Below are 18,131 nucleotides of genomic sequence, written 5' to 3'. Positions count from 1 at the left end.
GACCGGAATAGAACTGTACCGACTCTCAGGAGATCAGCATGACCCGTCCTCTTCGCCACGCCGTCTGCATCGCCATCCTCTTTGTGGCGGCGTTTGCCCTCTCGCTGACGGCCCACGGCCAAGGCCTCGGCCGCATCAGCGGTACCGTCACCGACAGCTCCGGCGCCGCCATCCCCAACGCGAAGGTGACACTGAAGCGCGCCGCCACGGGAGAGACCCTGACCGCGATTACTGACGCTTCCGGCAGCTATATCTTCCCGTCAGTCGCTCCTGCCGCCTACTCTGTGACCGCCACCGCCTCAGGCTTCTCCACCTATCTGGAGACCAGTGCGATCCTCGAAGCCGACCAGGCACTTACGGTGAATGCCACCCTCAAAGTCGGCGCCGCGACAGAGACCGTCACCGTCACCGAACAGCCGCCGCAGGTGGATATCACCACCGGAACCCTCTCGCAGGTCATCGACGAGAAGCGCGTCAACGACCTTCCGCTGAATGGACGCAATGTCGCCACGATGACCACGCTGGTCCCCGGCGTCGTCGTCTCGCCCAGCACCAACATCGACCAGGGATCCACAAAGACGTTTCCCGTCGTCGCCGCCGTCACAATCAATGGCACACGCGCCAACCAGGTGAACTACATGCTGGATGGCGGCAACAACGTCGACGAGTACACCAACGTCAACGCGCCGTTTCCGTTCCCGGACGTGACCCAGGAGTTTTCGGTCGAGACCAGCAACTACAACGCGGAGTATGGCCAGAACGCCGGCGGCGTGGTGAACATCATCACCCGCGGCGGCGGCAACAAGTTCCATGGCGACGCCTTTGAGTACGTGCGCAACCGTGTCTTCAACGCAGCCAACTACTTCACCTATCTCAATGGTGTGAAGACGCGGGACTTTCTCAAGCGCAACCAGTTCGGCGGCACGTTCAACGGTCCAGTGCGCATTCCACACCTCTACAACGGCACGGACAAGACGTTCTTCTCCTTCGGCATGCAGGCCACGCGTTACCGCAACCTGGCTTCGGGCGGAACAGCGACCCTGCCCACGCCGTCCCAGATCGCCGGCACCTTCACCGGGTTGAACTCGGCCACCGCGATCCTCAACCCCACCACGCTGACACCGTATCCCTGCACGCCCACCGGCGGCACCTTTACCTGCCAGGTCAATCCCGCGGACTTCAATCCGGCTTCCGTCGCCCTGCTCAAGTACCTTCCCGCCGTCACCAATGCCAATCCAACGGTGAACTTCCTCAAGCCAAGTAGCCAGAACTACATCGAGTACACGGCGCGCGGCGATCATGCGCTCACGTCGAAGGACCACCTGACCCTGCGCTACTTTCAGGACCGCTACGACCAGAAGGCCGTGCTGGATCTCACGGACCTGCTCAGCTATAGCGACCAGGCGTCAATCCGGTATCACAACGCGCTCATCTCCGAAACGCACACGTTCAGCTCCAACCTCCTGAATAACTTCATCCTCAGCTACCAGATCGACGACTCTGAGCGCGGGCCGTTGGCGGGTGCGCCCAGCGTCGCAACCCTCGGCGTGAACATCTGGCAGCCTGCCTTCAGCCAGATCAACCAGATCACGGTTGGTAACTCCACGTTCGGCAATTTCTTCACCATCGGCGACAACCCCGCCGCGACTTTCCGTCGAAACAACTACACCCTCGGCGATGACCTGCACTGGGTGCATGGCAAGCACGCCTTCGCCTTCGGTGTGCATCTCGAGTTGGCGAAAGTCGACGTTGCCAACGACTATGAGCAGCCTGGCCAGTTCACTTTCAATAGCAATGTGACCGATGCCAGCCCCATGGCCGACTTCCTGCTCGGCGGTCTCGTCTCGTTCGCTCAGGCCTCAGGACAGTACTTCACCAATCGGTACCACGAGCAGGGCTACTACACCCAGGACAGCTGGAAGATCACTCGCCGCCTGACCCTCAACTACGGCCTGCGCTACGAGCCATTTTCGCCGGAGCACGAAGCCCTCGGTCGCCAGGGCATGTTCAGCCCGTCCGCATGGGCCTCGAACACGATCTCCACCACGCATCCCACCGCGCTCGCCGGGCTTCTTTTCCCTGGGGACGCCGGCTTCGTGCCGGACATGGTCCATCCTGTCTACACGCACGTGATGCCGCGCTTCGGCTTCGCGTATGACGTCTTCGGCAATGGCCACACGAGCATCCGCGGCGGCGGTGGCCAGTTCTACGACACCCGTCTGCCGGGTGTTGCGGACAACATCTTCGCCAACGCCGTTCCCTTCGTCGCAGCGGTCAACGCTTCCTTCGCCAATACTGCCGGCTCGAAGCCCGCAATCTTCACCAATCCGTATGCCAGCGTCTCCGGCGGTAATCCCTTCCCCGCACCGCAGCCTCCCCCGGCCAACTACTTCACGACCACGAATTACCAGAACGCCAGCTACACCACCTTCAACCCCGTGACGTTCCGCGTTCCGGTCACCTATTCCTTCAACCTGGCGGTCGAGCAGCAGATCACGAACACACTCTCCAGCCGTCTGGCCTATGTGGGTTCGGAAGCGCGCCACCAGATCAACCCCACCGACATCAACCCCATCTGGAACCAGGGTCCAACTGCGCAGGTCGGCCACCGGCTCTACTACTCCGCCAACAATCAGCAAAATTACACCAGCGCTATCGCCACCACGGATACCGGCGGAAACTCGAACTACAACTCGCTGCAGTTCTCCGTGCAGGACCACATCGCTTCATCGCTCACCGCGTTCTTCAACTACACGTGGTCCAAGGCCCTCGATAACAACCCATGGGGAGCGCAGGGTGTTACCGCCGTTGTGCCAGGCTCCAGCTATGTATTGCCCATCTACGAGCCGAACTACAAGCGGCTCGACACCGGCCCGGCCGATTACGATCACCGCAACGTAGCGACGTTCTCCTATGTCTGGTCGCTGCCGAAGCTCCACGGCAGTAACGCTGTCATCCGCTACGTAACCAACGGCTGGCAGACCAACGGCATCTTCGCGTTCCGCTCGGGCGACGCTCTTACCGTCACCGGATCCAACGTCGATGGCACCGGCCTCGGACGCGACCGCGCGGTGTGGAATGGACAGAACCCGTACGGTACCAATGCCTGCGCGGGAACTACCTCGGCCTGCCGCTCGTGGCTCAATCCGGCCAGCTTCTCGGTCAACCCGGCCTACACCAGCAATCTCGCGCTGACCTACGGCAACATCGTCAAGGGCAGTTTCGTCGGTCCACAGTTCGCCTCGTGGGATGTAAGCGTCATCCGCGCCTTCCACGTCTACGAGCGCTCAGAGTTGCAGTTCCGCGCCGAGTTCTTCAACGTCCTCAACCACACCAACTTTGGCGATCCTCAGAACGCCCAGACCAACTCCGCCTTCGGCCGCATCACCGGCACCAATGGCGATCCCCGCATCGGTCAACTTTCGCTCAAGCTGGAGTTCTAGCTCCCAACCCTTCGCCGCGACAGGCCATCGCCAAACCCGGTGGCCTGTCCTTCACCTCTTTGCGGATGGCCGGGACCCATGCTGACACGAAGACAATTTCTCGACCACACCCTGCGCGCCGCGGCAGCCGCGCCGGCCTTGACATTCCTACCGCAGCTCATGGGCTGCGCGCATCAGGACCACATCACCGCTCCATCGCTTCCCTCAGCCGATCGCCAGATCGCCGGCCCCGGCTCGCTCCGCGCCCATGCAGCCGCCCATGGACTCTACGTCGGCTCTGCGATCGATGTCGCCGTCCTCCAGCGCGAAGCCGTCTATCGCGACCTCGCCGCCCAGCAGTTCAACATGGTCGTGGCCGAGCGCGAGATGAAATGGAATATTCTTCGCCCCTCCCCCGACCGCTACGACTTCTCTCTCGGCGACGCCCTTATCGCCTTTGCCCGCCAGCACAGGATGAAAGTTCGCGGCCACAACCTCGCCTGGCATGAAGCTCTCCCAGAATGGTTCGCAAAGACCGTTACACCTTCGAACGCCGCGCGCTTCCTCACCGAACACGTCACCACGGTGGTGCGCCACTTCCGCGGACACATCCACTCCTGGGACGTCGTCAACGAAGCCATCCTTCCGAAGGATGGTCGCCTCGATGGCCTGCGCAAGTCCCCGTGGCTAGACCTGCTCGGCCCCTCCTACATCGACATCGCCTTCCGCGCAGCGCGTGCTTCCGATCCGCACACCATCCTTACCTACAACGACTACGGCGTGGAGTATGACAACGATGAAGATGAGGAGCGCCGCAAGCACATACTCACCCTCCTAGAAGGCATGCGTTCACGTGGCGTCCCGCTCGATGCCGTCGGCATTCAGTCGCACATCAAGGCCGCCTCCAAGGACCGCATCGGCAGCGGCCTTCGCGACTTTCTGTCCGCGATCCATGCGATGAAGCTTCGCCTCTACATTACCGAACTCGACGTGAACGAAGACGATATCCAGGACAACGACCCAACCGTGCGCGACCTCATCATCGCTGAAACCTACGCCCAATATCTCGAGGTCGTCATGCAGCAACCCGGCATAGATGCCGTCCTCACATGGGGATTCACCGACCGCTACACCTGGCTCAACAACGGTCCAACGCACCAGCGCAAGCAGCCTAACCGCCCGCAACGCGCTCTTCCCTTCGACCGCGACTTCGTCCCCAAGCCCGCCTTCTTCGCCTTGCGCGATGGCCTCGATCGGCACGCGAAGGCATGATGACTCCTCGATCTGGCAACCTCACTCTTTCGATCTTGCCCCTGTGCCTGGTCCTCGGAGCGGCGTTCGCTTCGAAGGCGCAACAGCCATCGCCGTCCGCACCTCAGGCCCGCCCCAACGCAACACGCGCTGTCTATCTCGACCCCAGCGGGCCGCTCGGCAAGCGTGTCGATGACCTCATCGCCCGCATGACGCTCGAAGAAAAGATTGCGCAGATGCAGAACGATGCGCCTGCCATCCCGCGTCTGCATGTCGCTGCCTACAACTGGTGGAACGAAGGGCTGCACGGCGTCGCCCGCAGCGGCTACGCCACGGTCTTTCCGCAAGCCATCGGTCTCGCCGCCACCTGGGACAAAAAGCTCATGCAGCGCATCGGCGACGCAGTCTCCATCGAGGCCCGCGCCAAGTACAACCAGGCGTTGCGTGAGGATAATCACGCCATCTTCTACGGCCTCACGCTCTGGTCGCCGAACATCAACATCGACCGTGATCCACGTTGGGGCCGCGGCCAGGAAACCCTCGGAGAAGATCCTTTTCTCACCGGGCAGTTAGGCTCAGCCTATGTCCGCGGCCTGCAGAGCGACGACCCGCAGTATCTTCGCACCGCCGCAACCGCCAAACACTTCGCGGTGCACAGCGGCCCCGAAAGTGAACGCCACACCTTCGACGTTCAGGTCTCTCCACACGACCTCGAAGACACCTACCTCCCAGCGTTTCGCGACCTCGTTGTGGATGCCCACGTAGCCGGCGTGATGTGTGCGTACAACGCAATCGACGGCTCACCCGCATGCACAAGCGATCTGCTGATGCAACAGACACTGCGCCGCGACTGGCACTTCACCGGCTACACCGTCTCCGACTGCAACGCGATCACCGACGTTGCGGTGGGACATCGCGCAGCACCCGACATGGCTCACGCAGCGGCAGCCGGAGTGAAGGCCGGAACTGACATGAGCTGTGGCAATGAGTATGCCGCTCTCTCCAGTGCCGTAAAGCAAGGCCTCGTCAGCGAAGCTCAGCTGGACGCGGCGCTCCGCAAGCTCTTCACCATCCGCTTTCGTCTCGGCATGTTCGATCCACCGGCGTCGGTGCCCTTCAACCGCATCGCCTATCAGGAAAACGATTCCCCGCAACACGCTCGCCTCTCTTTCGAAGCCGCCGAGAGTTCACTCGTGCTGCTCAGGAACGAGCACGATATTCTCCCACTCGCGAAGAACGCGCAGCGCATCGCCGTGATCGGACCGAACGCCGCCTCTCTCGCCTCTCTCGAAGGCAACTACAACGCCGTCGCCTCACACCCCGTCACGCCGCTGACTGCGCTGCGTGAACAAACACGCGGCCGGATCGAATACGCACAAGGCTCCAGCTTCGTAGAGGGCTTCCCTTTACCGGTACCGGAAACACTCTTGAGCACGGATGATCATGGCCATCGCGTCACCGGGCTTCGAGCCGAATACTTCACCGGCAACAACTTCAACGGCGCACCATCAGTCGAACGCATCGATCGCAACATCGACTTCGACTGGAACGGCGCACGCCCTGTGCCACAACTCAGCGCGCAGAGCTTCGCAGTACGCTGGACCGGCTTCATCACCTCCCCGGTTAACGGCCCTCTCCAGTTCGGCTTCTCCCTCGCACATTGCAGCACCTGTCAGGACGCCGAAAGCATCCATGTCTGGCTCGATGGCACGCCCGTCCACGCCTTCGATCATGCAGCCACAAAGGGTCGTCACGCCCCCACGCCACGTTTCACGCTCAACTTCCCTGACACAAAGCCACACGCTCTGCGCATCGAATACGTCCATTCAGCACCCCACTTCGGTGCAGGCATCACCTTCGAGTGGAGCCCACCCGCCACCGCCCTTCGCGAACAGGCAGTAGCCGCTTCGCGCCGCAGTGATCTCGTCATCGCATTCCTCGGGCTCAGCCCGAACCTCGAGGGCGAAGAGATGCCTATCAGTGTTGAAGGCTTCGCTGGCGGAGACCGCACCTCTATCGATCTGCCCGCAACACAGCAACAGCTTATCCACGCACTCGCAGCGACGAGGAAGCCCATCATCCTCGTGCTGATGAACGGCGGCGCTATCGCGCTCGGCGCCGCTGCGCAGGAGTCCTCTGCCATCCTCGAAGCCTGGTATCCGGGCCAGGATGGTGGGACCGCGATCGCAGAGACTCTCTTCGGCCAGAACAATCCATCCGCCCGATTACCCATCACGTTCTTCGCCTCCACAACACAGCTCCCGCCATTCGATGACTACGGGATGAAAGACCGCACCTATCGCTACTTCCAAGGCGAGCCGTTGTTCCGCTTCGGCGATGGCCTCAGCTACACGCACTTCACCTACGCCGACCTTCACCTCGCCTCCAACACCGTACCGGCAGGCAATGCTCTCTCCTTCGATGTCCGCATCACGAACGCGGGACAACGCCCCGGAGACGCCGTGATTGAAACCTACCTTGTACCCGAACCAGGAGAAACGCAACCGGGCGAAGCGCCCATTGCGCTCGTGGGTTTCTGGAAGACGCACCTCGAAGCCGGTACAGCGACGACGCAACACATGCGCATCGAGCCACGCCAACTCAGCATCGTCAAACCCAACGGTCAACGAGCCATTCTCCCTGGGCACTATCGACTATACGTAGGAGCATCGCAGCCAGGAGCCGAGGCACAGACAGTCTCGGCACCCTTCACGATCAGCGGAACCGAGCCCCTTCCTAGATAGCTCGATAACGCTAAGTCGCCGCATAATCTCCGAACCAGGTCTATTCCTTTGCAACCGCGGCGCGTGCGCTCTCCGGCGGCCCCAGGTACTCATGCGATGGCACAGACAGGATCAGCACACGCTCCAACACGACACCCGCGTCCACGCGACAAACATGCAACGCGTGTGGCCCGGCGCTCACCTTGCCGAGCGGCGTATCGACACGATGTACGCCATCGCCAACCACTTTCCGCCACGCCTCATCGGTGAAATGCTCCCATGCGTTGATCGTGCGTGCAGGCTGCGCATCTATCTGCACTGTGTACCGCAGCCCATGCCCAGGCTGAAACGCCAGTGTGGGTGCAAGGATCAGCTCGAGCGTTCGCTCCGCCGACGTGAGCACGGTGAAGTCGTAATCAAGACAAGCGCTCGGCTGCCCAGCCTCACTGCTTGCTGCACCAACGGGGAAAGCCTCCATACCGGAACGTGTGAGCCCGAACCCGGGAAGCACCTCCCAGTGCAAACCACCGGCCGGCCGGTTCGCCTCCGCGTCTTCAGCGTCCATGGCAACGATGCCCGCGTTCTCTACGAACCCGCGAGCACCTCGCGGCAACGCGCTTACATGCATCACAATCGAGATCGGGGTCCCGCCTTCAGGATGCACGACGATCCTCGCGTCAGCCGGGAACGCAGGGGCATTCTCCCAGTCGATGCTCACAGTGACCGTCGTGTCCTGCGTGATCGTAGCCTTGGCAAGACTCGTATGAAGCCAAGTCGCCGAGCTTTCAACGCGGACCGTCACAGGTGAATCGCCGATAGGCGCCAACTCGAAGCTCCTGCTCTGGCGGTTCACCGGATCGAAGTCAGGCAGCCGTTGCGAGCCATCCTCACTGCCCTCCACAAGCACACCAAGCTCGTGTCCATGCGCAACCTGCACCATCTGGACAGCCGGCATCGCGTTCACGGGCGGCTCGTTCCAGAATGTGTAGCCTATGTGCGTCTGGTCCATCATGTGATTCCACTTACCGCCGAGTAATGCATGATATTGGCTCGTCAACTCCGCATCCCGCATGAAGAGTCGTCGCGTCTCGTCCGCCCAATGATTCGCGCTGGCCCGTCCCTGCTTTGCATAAAGCCGATTGCGCCCGGCAGCGATGTACATTTTCCCAAGATTCGCGCAGGCCTCAACCGGATACATCACAAGCTCGAAGAACGACGCTCGCTCATTCTCCGGCAACGCAGCATTGACTCGCTTCGCATCCACCGCGAGTTGCTTCCACTCCCACTCAACGCGATCAGCCTCGTGATCCTCCGTAAGCGAGTAAGTCGTTGGCTCCAGCATCTCCGGCTTGCGGCGGCTGTTGTATTGCGTATACCGCTCGACCAGCGATGCAATTTCAGACGCGTGCTCGGCCCCGAACTCCCGCGTTGCCCACGCTGTTGTGTAGGCACCAAGGTCATCCTTGCCCCAACGATTCGGATCGCGTGCCATCGAGAGGAAGAACTCGATGGGGAACTCCATCGGCTTCAGGTCTCCAACATTGACGATCCACACGCGATCAGCGCCATATTCGGCCGCCAGGTGCATCTGCTCCCATACCTTCGTGATGCTGTACGTGTTCAGCCACTTGTATGATCGCGGGTCGCCCACATAGTCAAAGTGATAGTAGATACCCGCGCCACCACTTCGCCTTCGCTCTTCAGCGGTTGGCAATCGGCGCAGGTTGCCCAAGTTGTCATCACTCCACAGCAGCGTGACGTCGTCGGGGACACGCATGCCCTTTTCGTAATACTCCTGCACCTCTTTGTAGAGTGCCCATATCTGCGGGTGATGATGCTGTGGATCTTCATTGGCCGCGATGATCTTGCGCTGGTCCGCAACAATGCGTTCGAGCAGCGTCAGGTTCGCCGTAGCGCTCATGGCCATATCGCCGTCACCGCGCATACCAACCGTGATGGTGCTCTCATACTCCTTGTTGCGTGCAATCCCCTCGGTCCAGAATCGGTCAAGTTCCGCCGCATTCTTCGTATAGTCCCAGGGCCCGGTTCCGTGCCGCTTCCACTCCTGCTGCGCACGCAGCATCGGTTCATGATGGCTCGTGCCCATCACGATTCCATACTCATCTGCCAGCTTCGCATTCAAGGGATCGTCCTCATTGAATGCGCTTCCCCACATCGCCGGCCATAAGTAATTTGCACGCAGCCGCAGCAGCAATTCGAAGACGTGCTCGTAAAAACGATGGTTGAACCCACCGAACGTCTCATACGCCCAGCCACTCAACGCAGGAGCCTCATCGTTGAGAAAGATACCTCGATAACGCACAACAGGCGATGCCATCCGGTGCAGGCCTGCAAGCACATAGAGCTCATCATGGTGAACAATGCGAACGTCCGCCCACCACGCCCACGGCGACACACCTATCTGCTCGGATAGCGTATACAGTCCGAAGATCGTGCCTCGCTTATCACTGCCCGCGATCACCAGCGCATGCTGCACTCCCGGCATCGGGTTATCGACCACCGCAGTGATGCCCGCCTCCCACTCATCCCGCACGCCTGTAACATCAAGCTTTCCTGCGCGAATGAGCCCATCAATGATAATGCTGTGCCCAATGGTCCCCACAAGGATTACGTCATGCGAGGCCGCTGTGGCGTCCTGCTGCCTCTCTGGCAGAACGCCGCTCACACTGGCCACGTCGTGCCGGAAGCTCTCGACAGCTCGCACCACCCCCGGCCAATCGTCATCGCCAACGATGATCGGAGCAGCGTGCCCGCCCTCAACTACCGCGAAGCTCCCAGGCTGTGCCGACAGCGTGACAATCTTCGTCTCGCCGAGACCAAGAGCGGTCCGCGCCGTTACCAATACGGCAAATACAGTGCCTAAGAAGAAGATGCTACTGCGCATGCGACGCTCGCTTCCTGCGCTCTTCGTTTCTGGCGCCAAGACACGGAAATACCCAAGCGGTGCTGCCACAGCTCCGAGGAGCAACAGCAGCGCCGCGATTCCGGTTCCACGAAGCGCAATCATCAAGCCTCGCGTCTACAGCTTGTCCGAGTAAATCATGCGCGCGAGGAAGTTCTCGATATGCTCCTGGCCGCCCGAGCGAGGTTGCGGGTTGATGTTACCTGCAAGTGCCGCTTGCTCCACTTCCGCCAGCGAGAACTTGCCTGCGAGCATGGCCTTGGCCTGTTCACCCTGCCAGCCCCCATAGCGATTCGCCAGCATTGCATCGTAACGGCCATCCTCGATGAGTTTCGCCGCAGTAAGAAAGGCGCGAGCGCAGAGGTCCGCACCACCCACATGCGCCTGGATCAAGTCCTCTGGCGTGAAGCTCTGCCGCCGCACCTTCGCATCAAAGTTGCAGCCGCCCTTGCCCAGTCCTCCCGCCTTGATAACGTGATACATGCTCATCGACATCGTCCATAGATCGTTCGGAAACTGATCCGTATCCCAGCCCAGCAGCGCATCGCCGCGATTGATATCCAGCGAACCAAGGATGCCAAGGCTACCGGCCGTCGCAATCTCATGTTCGAAGCTGTGGCCCGCAAGTGTCGCATGATTGGCTTCGATGTTCACGCGAACCTCGTTCTCGAGGCCGAACCGCTTGAGGAAGCCGAAGACCGTCGCGACATCGAAGTCATACTGGTGCGACGTCGGCTCCTTGGGCTTGGGCTCGATGAGGATCTGCCCCTCGAAGCCGATCTTGTGCTTGTACTCGACCACAAGCGTAAGAAAGCGGCCCATCTGATCGAGCTCCTGCTTCATGTCCGTGTTCAGCAGCGTCTCATAGCCTTCGCGTCCGCCCCACAGCACATAGTTCGATCCACCCAGTCGCTTCGTTGCGTCCATGCAGTTCTTCACTGTCGCTGCGGACCACGCAAAGACCTCGGGATCAGGGTTCGTCGAAGCTCCCGCCATAAAGCGCGGGTGCGAGAAGAGGTTCGCCGTACCCCACAACAGTTTCGTGGAGTAACGCTGCATCTTCTCTTCCAGGTAGTCGACGAGCGAATGGAAGTTCTTCAACGTCTCGGCAAGCGTATCTCCTGCAGGCGCGATGTCCGCATCATGCCAGCAGAAAAACGGCAGATCGAGCACGCGGAAGAGCTCGAAGGCCGCATCGGCCTTCACCTTCGCCTGCGCAATCGGATCGCCCGCTGTCATCCATGGACGAACAATCGTCGGCCCACCGAAGGGGTCGGAGCCCGTCATCGCCAGCGAATGCCAGTACGCGACGGCAAAGCGAAGATGCTCCTTCAACGGCTTGCCAAGCACCACGCGCTCCGGATCATAGTAACGGTAGGCAAGCTCGTTCTCGCTCGCGGCCCCTTCGTACTTCACGGTAGGAAATGAACTGAAGATGGTTTCTGACATACTTCCTCTCCTTTAACTGCTGCTGAGAATCTCGTGTTGTGCGGAACGTTGTTCCCGTCCGCGAATGTCTCGGCTCACCAGTCGGTAAGCGTGCCGTCAAGCTTTCGCGCGATCGGCAGATACGCTCGTTGATACGGATAGCGCGCCGCCAATTCCTCGTTGATCTCGACACCAAGGCCGGGCGCTTCGCCGGGATGCATATAGCCCGCGTCGAAGCGGTACGCGTGCGGGAATACCTCATCTGTTGGCGCGCTGTGAGCCATGTGCTCCTGGATCCCAAAGTTGTGAATCGCAAGGCCGAGGTGTAACGCCGCAGCCATCGCGACGGGACTCATGTCCGTTGCTCCGTGATAGCCCGTACGTACGTTGTAGATCGCCGCAAAGTCTGTGACCCTGCGCGCATGCGTGATGCCACCGCCATGTACCGGCGTCATGCGGATGTAGTCGATAAGCTGTCGCTCGATCAGCGCCTTGCAATCCCACAGCGAATTGAAAACCTCGCCCGTGGCGATCGGCGTCGTCGTATGTTGACGAATGAGCGCAAACCCTTCCTGTAACTCCGCAGGCACAGGGTCTTCCATCCAGAAGAGGTGATACGGCTCCAGAGCCTTGCCCAGTCGTGCTGCCTCAATCGGCGTAAGCCGATGATGCACATCATGCAGCAGGTGTACGTCCTCCCCGACCGACTTCCGCAGCTCCTCGAAGAGCCGCGGCGCAAAGTTGAGGTATCGCTCGGTAGACCATAAGCTCTCGCTTGGCAGCCCGCGCTCAGCCGGTTCATAAGACTTGCCACCCTTTGGCACACCGTAGCTGGAAGCCACTCCAAGCACACCGGCCTGCGCGCGCACCGCGAGGTATCCCGCAGCAATCTTCGCCTGCACCGCGTCGATGGCTTCATGAGTATCCGCACCGTTCGCATGCGCATAGACCATGCATCCCTGGCGGCTCGCTCCACCGAGGAGGTTGTATACCGGCGTGTTCAGCGCTTTTCCTTTGATGTCCCACAGCGCGATGTCCACCGCTGCGATCGCCGCCATCGTCACCGGCCCGCGACGCCAGTATGCTCCTCGATAAAGATATTGCCAGATGTCCTCGATCTGCGAAGCATTCCGTCCGATAAGGCAAGGCAGCACATGCTCCTCGAGGTACGCCGCAACAGCGAGTTCCCGCCCGTTCAGCGTGGCATCGCCGAGACCATACAGGCCCTCGTCCGTCTCCAGCCGCAACGTGACGAAGTTGCGGTCCGGGGAACACACGATGAGCCTCGCTGCAACGATCTTCATAGGTGCCCCAATCAACCTCGAGGAGAAATAATGTCTAACGCGGCAGCTGCGCAGATCCGTGAACCGTGAATGTCAGCGTCTGCGCAGGAGTCGCTGCCAATGCGTCGTCCGGCTGTCCTCCCCCGATCGCGAGCTTGTAATTGCCGGCCTGCACCGAACGCTCGCCCTTGCCATCCACCTCGGAGAGGTTGCGCGGCGTGAGCGTGAAGCGCAGATGACGGCTCTCGCCCGCCTTGAGCGCGACCCGCTGAAAACCAATCAGCTGCTGCTTCGGCGAGAGGCCGTCGTTGCCCGTTACCGGAGGCAAGAGGTACACCTCGGCAACCTCATCACCTTCATGCTTGCCATCGTTGCGAAGATCAACCTCCGCGATGAGATCGTTCCCTGCTTCAAGGTCTGTCGTAGATAGCTTGAGGCGCGAGTAGGTGAAGTGTGTGTAGCTCAGGCCGTATCCGAAGCCATACAGCGGGCTGCCATCGAAGTACCGATACGTGCGATTCTTCATCGCATAGTCCGTGAAAGCGGGAAGGTCCGCAATGGACTTGTAGAAGGTCACGGGCAGACGCCCTGCCGGATTGTTCTTCCCCGTCAGCGTCTCCGCGATCGCCTCGCCACCATACTCTCCTGGGTACCAGGCTTCGAGGATCGCGTTCGCATGATCCTTCGCCCAGTTCACCGCCAGCGCTGACCCATTGAGCAGCACAACGATCATCGGCTTGCCGGTCGCAGCTACGTCCTCCAGCATCTTTCGCTGACTTGCCGGCAGCACGATGTCCGTGCGATCGCCTCCCGCAAATCCTTCGGCACTTACCTTCATCTCCTCGCCCTCAAGTTCAGGCGAGAGGCCCACCATCGCGATCACAAGATCTGCATCCTTTGCCAGTTTCACCGCTTCGGCCTGCAACATGCCAGCCGGTGGCACCCACTCCATCGTGATCCCGCCGCCGAACAGCGGCGCTTCATGCGCATACTCCACCACGATCGCGTGCGGCTTCGTGTCAACGAAGTGCATCGTGAATCGCGGCGTCAGGCTCTCGCGAAACTCTCCCTTATTCGTGCCGAAGTGCCCCACCTCTTTGCCGTCGAGCATTACGCGAAACTGCTCGTGATCGCCGCACGGATAGCAGTGAGCAAGCCGCATGTTGAACTCAAAGTCGCCTGCCTGCGGCACCGAGATCGTTCCCGTCCAGCGCACACTGAAGGCATCCTGCTTCTGCCCATCCACGGGCGCCGCAGAGTTCCAGTCAAAGTCGATCTCGGGGTCAACGCGCGTCGCCACAGGCTCCGTGAAGTCTGGCTTCGCAAAGTACATCGCCTTCAGGCCCTCGCGAGCATCGCCTGCTGTCGGATGAAAGAGCGTGCGCGGCGCGGTCAGTGCGACACCATCCGCATACGGCGCGCCTTCCGCATACGTAACCCGCGCTCCAGACAACGTCTCTCGCAGCACATCCACGGGCATCTTCGGATCCTTCGGGATCGCGTTGTAGTTGCCCTCAAGCGCTGCAAGAGCTGCCGCATTCGGCCCGATCACAGCCACACGCTTGTACTTCACCGTCGCGAGAGGAAGGATGCCGTCGTTCTTCAGCAGCACCATCGATTCGCGCGAGGCTTTCAGCGAAAGCGCAAGGTGCTCCGGAGCGCGGTCCTGCGAAAACGGAATCTGAGCATAGGCAACAGTCGCGGGAGGATCAAAGAGCCCCAGCCGGATGCGTGCCACAAACAGCCGCTCCAACGCACGATCGAGGTCGCTCTCCTTCAACAACCCGGCCTTCACTGCCGCAGGCAGCGCCTTGTACGTCGACCCGCAGTTCGTGTCTGTCCCCATCAGTACCGCGGTTGCCGCCGCATGCTCCTTGTCGGGCGACGTGTGGTGTGCCTTCTCCTCGAAGAAGTCATCCACCGCTCCGCAGTCCGAAGTCACAAAGCCATCAAACTTCCAAGCCTTGCGCAACGCCTCGTTCAACAGCAGATCGCTCGCACATGCAGGCTTGCCATCAATGGCGTTGTACGCGCACATGATCGAGTCAGCCTTGCCATCAACAATCGCCATACGGAATTGCGGGAGGTACGTGTCCCACAGATCGTGCGGCGTCGGATCGACGTTGAAGCGATGCCGATCGCTCTCCGGTCCACTGTGCACAGCAAAGTGTTTTGGCGTAGCCACAACGCGCGGATGCAACGGATCCGGCCCCTGCAAGCCACGCACAAAGTTCAGCCCCAGCGTGCCGGTAAGGAACGGGTCCTCGCCATAGGTCTCCTGCCCGCGCCCCCAGCGCGGATCGCGAAAAATATTGATGTTCGGCGACCAGATCGTGAGCCCGTAGTAAATACTGTGGATGTCGTGCCGCACGGCCTCGTTGAACTTGGCGCGCGCCTCCGTCGAAACCACATCGCCAATCCCATGTAGCAGCGGAGCGTCCCACGTCGCGGCCATACCAATAGCCTGCGGAAATAGCGTCGAGTAACCCGAGCGCGCTACGCCGTGCAGGCCTTCACTCCAGTAATCGAACGCAGGAACCCCGAGCCGCGGTATCGCCGGCGCAGTGTTCATGCTCTGAGCCGCCTTCTCCTCGAGCGTCATGCGCGACACCAGATCGTGCGCGCGCTGTTCCGGCGTGAGCGCCGGATTGAGATAGCCAGGGAGCCCCGACTGCGCACCGAGAGCGGCGGGCATCAGCGCGAGAGCAACGGCAGAGCAGAACAGAAGACGCATCAGGTGACTCCGGCAGGCCGTCCGGCCGTGACAAAACGGAAGAAAGGAGGCGGCGCGAACAATTATATGTACCATGCGAAAGATATCGTGCGCCAGAGGAGACCCGGGAGAATTTTTCGCTGATGTACTGAGGACCTGGAACCAGTTCCGCTCAGGATGCCGTGGAAGCCAGCGCGCCGACATAGCCCGCGTGCCGCGCGGGTTTCGTATGTGACGCACGATAGTATCCAGAATGCCGTTGCAGCACCAGCGCCGCAGCCCCGCGTAGTCGAGCCAATTCTCCATCCCCCAGCGAAATAATTCGTGGCGCGGACCCCGAATTCAGCCCCTTGCAGCACTCCGCCTCGATCGTCGCGTGCGACATGTTCCAGAAGTTTGTGATGTCTCCCGCGAACAGGATCACCTCTGGGGCAAGGCCTGCATTCAGCATCCGTAGACCGCGGCCCACGGCCACCGCCTGCCTCTCCAGCGCCTTTAGCGCGGAGCGGTTGCCATCCATCGCCAGCGAGACCAGCTCGCGGATCCCCATCTTCGGCGCGCCCGGGACCAGCTCCGCATAGTAGCGAAGCGCAGCTCGAGAGGACGCGAAGACCTCCCAGCATCCCTTTTGACCGCAGCCACACTGCAGCCCGTCGGGGTCCATCACTACATGCCCGAACTCACCCGCGAGACCTTGCCTTCCGCTCACCAGGCGTCCTTCCGCTAACAGCGCTGTGCCGATGCCTTCTGATACCGTCACGAGCACAGCGTTCCGTACCTGGTCCAGCCTCCCAAACCACAGCTCCGAAAGCAGACACGCATTCGCCGCGTTCTCCATCTCCGTTCTCAGCTGCAGCCTGTTCGCGATGTCCTCGCGTATGCCGTAATCCTCCCACCCAAGGTTCGGCGCAATCACCAGGCGGTTCGTCTCCGGGTCCACTCGACCAGGCAGACTGATACCGACGCCCTCGAAGCTCCGTCCCACATGCTCGCTGCGGAGCTGGATCATGGCAGCCGCAAGGTCGCCGACGCTGCGCCGCGGCGAGCTTCCCATTGGCACCACCATCCTTGAGAGGAACCGGCCATTGAGGTCGATCGCTGCCACAACAGCCTGCGCGGGACGCACGTCTGCGACCAGGAAGGTAAGGTCATCGTTCAACGAAAGCATCGTCGGACGCCGGCCACGAGCAGTCTTGACGATGGCTCCTTCACGGATCCAGCGCTCCGACACGAGTTGCTCGACGATGGACGAGACGGTGCTCGGCTGCAACCCCGTTGCCCGCGCCAGGTCCACCCGCGCAATAGGCTGCAGCGCACGAATGCGTTCCAGCACCAGGTCCCGATTGATGTCGCGCGTCAACTCACTCGACGCGACCTCCACATAAGCGAAGTCGCGCACTGCGTGGTTCCGGGGCTTGGTCGTACGCTTCGTTGCTGTCATCGCTTACTGGTTCACACCGCTGGCGAGAAATCCGCCATCCACTGCAATCACCTGTCCGGTCGTAAAGGTGGTGCGTGGCGAGACAAGGTACAGCAGTGTGGATACCAACTCCTCCGGCCTGCCAAACCTTCCCATCGGCGTTCGCATGCGCAGCTCCTGTCCCCGCGCAGAATCCAGAATGGCACCATTAAGCGCCGTTGGGAAGATGCCCGGCGCAATCGCATTGACCGCAACATGGTGCTGAGCCCACTCCACCGCCAGCGAACGCGTGAGCGCTCCCACCGCAGCTTTGCTCGCCCCATAGGCTGCGACCTCCTGAAACGCTACGAAGGTGGAGAGCGACGCGATGTTCACGATGCTGCCACGTCCCCGCGCCACCATATCCCGTCCGAAAACCTGGCAGGCCCGCAGCGTCCCGTTGAGGTTCACCTCAAAGATCTGCTGCCACAGCTCTTCGCTGCACTCCAACGTTGGGATGCGGCGAGTGATGCCCGCGCTGTTCACGAGGATATCGACCGGCCCCAGCTCCCCCTGCACCCTCGCGTGAAGCTCTTCGATCGATGCGCGCTGCAGCACATCCACCGACGCCACAAGACTACAGCGGCCCAGCGCTCGAATCTCGTCTGCAACCTTCTCCGACGCCTCCAGCGAACGCGACGATGCCACGACATCAGCGCCGGCCTCCGCAAGGCCGAGAGCCAGCGCGTGCCCAATGCCAGTGGTGCCGCCAATGACAACAGCCGTTAGCCCAGCCAGGTCAAACGCATTCAAGGAGTGGGGCGTCGTCAATCTAGTCCCTCACCCTTTCCCCGGCCTGTATTTCAAGGTGTAGAAGGCACCGAAGAGGAGCAGGAGCAGTCCCCACCAGAAGGTGGGGTGGAAGGCGATGAGCCAGGGGAGGGCTTGTTCGTTGGGCGGAGGGTGGTGGGTGATCCACTCCCACGCGC

At 61.1% G+C, this 18,131-nt stretch carries 9 protein-coding genes; 3 read left to right on the top strand and 6 right to left on the bottom strand.

Annotated features, from left to right (window positions below):
• Positions 1 to 38: 38 nt before the first annotated feature.
• From AC5E6W_RS20300 to AC5E6W_RS20290, 3 genes are all read left to right on the top strand, one after another.
• Positions 39 to 3,443 carry a TonB-dependent receptor gene (locus AC5E6W_RS20300; RefSeq protein WP_491754161.1) on the top strand — a complete coding sequence of 1,135 codons (3,405 nt, stop codon included), beginning with the start codon at positions 39 to 41 and terminating at the stop codon, positions 3,441 to 3,443.
• Between the two features lie 78 nt (positions 3,444 to 3,521).
• Complete coding sequence (locus AC5E6W_RS20295; protein ID WP_491754160.1) at positions 3,522 to 4,694, top strand: endo-1,4-beta-xylanase; 1,173 nt, start codon at positions 3,522 to 3,524, stop codon at positions 4,692 to 4,694.
• The gene (locus AC5E6W_RS20290) at positions 4,691 to 7,417 is read left to right on the top strand and encodes a glycoside hydrolase family 3 C-terminal domain-containing protein (RefSeq protein WP_491754159.1); all 2,727 of its coding nucleotides are present in this window, start codon (positions 4,691 to 4,693) and stop codon (positions 7,415 to 7,417) included. Before AC5E6W_RS20295 ends, AC5E6W_RS20290 begins: the two co-directional genes overlap by 4 nt.
• A gap of 40 nt (positions 7,418 to 7,457) precedes the next feature.
• Here the strand turns inward: AC5E6W_RS20290 and AC5E6W_RS20285 are convergent, their stop codons facing one another.
• The 6 genes from AC5E6W_RS20285 to AC5E6W_RS20260 all read right to left on the bottom strand — a co-directional run bounded on the left by AC5E6W_RS20285 (position 7,458) and on the right by AC5E6W_RS20260 (position 17,973).
• Positions 7,458 to 10,301: a glycosyl hydrolase 115 family protein gene (locus tag AC5E6W_RS20285; protein WP_491754158.1), complete on the bottom strand. Its 2,844-nt coding sequence runs from the start codon at positions 10,299 to 10,301 to the stop codon at positions 7,458 to 7,460.
• Between the two features lie 135 nt (positions 10,302 to 10,436).
• Positions 10,437 to 11,768 (bottom strand): xylose isomerase, encoded by a 1,332-nt coding sequence (xylA, locus tag AC5E6W_RS20280; protein ID WP_491754157.1) that lies wholly within the window; start codon positions 11,766 to 11,768, stop codon positions 10,437 to 10,439.
• A 74-nt stretch (positions 11,769 to 11,842) separates the two neighbouring features.
• Positions 11,843 to 13,051: a D-mannonate dehydratase ManD gene (manD, locus tag AC5E6W_RS20275; RefSeq protein ID WP_491754156.1), complete on the bottom strand. Its 1,209-nt coding sequence runs from the start codon at positions 13,049 to 13,051 to the stop codon at positions 11,843 to 11,845.
• A 34-nt stretch (positions 13,052 to 13,085) separates the two neighbouring features.
• Complete coding sequence (locus AC5E6W_RS20270; RefSeq protein WP_491754155.1) at positions 13,086 to 15,764, bottom strand: glycoside hydrolase family 3 C-terminal domain-containing protein; 2,679 nt, start codon at positions 15,762 to 15,764, stop codon at positions 13,086 to 13,088.
• A gap of 151 nt (positions 15,765 to 15,915) precedes the next feature.
• Positions 15,916 to 17,184 carry an ROK family transcriptional regulator gene (locus AC5E6W_RS20265; RefSeq protein WP_491754154.1) on the bottom strand — a complete coding sequence of 423 codons (1,269 nt, stop codon included), beginning with the start codon at positions 17,182 to 17,184 and terminating at the stop codon, positions 15,916 to 15,918.
• A gap of 3 nt (positions 17,185 to 17,187) precedes the next feature.
• Positions 17,188 to 17,973 carry an SDR family NAD(P)-dependent oxidoreductase gene (locus AC5E6W_RS20260; protein WP_491754153.1) on the bottom strand — a complete coding sequence of 262 codons (786 nt, stop codon included), beginning with the start codon at positions 17,971 to 17,973 and terminating at the stop codon, positions 17,188 to 17,190.
• Between the last annotated feature and the right edge of the window lie 158 nt (positions 17,974 to 18,131).

The sequence above is a fragment of the Bryocella sp. genome, assembly GCF_058498515.1.
Note: the sequence above shows the minus strand (reverse complement) of the source record. Positions and strands in the feature narration are given on the sequence as shown.

Bases quoted from the DNA above. Each gene is read 5' to 3' on its own strand.
- AC5E6W_RS20300 (WP_491754161.1), top strand. From the start codon at position 39: ATGACCCGTCCTCTTCGCCACGCCGTCTGCATCGCCATCCTCTTTGTG.
- AC5E6W_RS20295 (WP_491754160.1), top strand. From the start codon at position 3,522: ATGCTGACACGAAGACAATTTCTCGACCACACCCTGCGCGCCGCGGCA.
- AC5E6W_RS20290 (WP_491754159.1), top strand. From the start codon at position 4,691: ATGATGACTCCTCGATCTGGCAACCTCACTCTTTCGATCTTGCCCCTG.
- AC5E6W_RS20285 (WP_491754158.1), bottom strand. From the start codon at position 10,301: ATGCGCAGTAGCATCTTCTTCTTAGGCACTGTATTTGCCGTATTGGTA.
- xylA (WP_491754157.1), bottom strand. From the start codon at position 11,768: ATGTCAGAAACCATCTTCAGTTCATTTCCTACCGTGAAGTACGAAGGG.
- manD (WP_491754156.1), bottom strand. From the start codon at position 13,051: ATGAAGATCGTTGCAGCGAGGCTCATCGTGTGTTCCCCGGACCGCAAC.
- AC5E6W_RS20270 (WP_491754155.1), bottom strand. From the start codon at position 15,764: ATGCGTCTTCTGTTCTGCTCTGCCGTTGCTCTCGCGCTGATGCCCGCC.
- AC5E6W_RS20265 (WP_491754154.1), bottom strand. From the start codon at position 17,184: ATGACAGCAACGAAGCGTACGACCAAGCCCCGGAACCACGCAGTGCGC.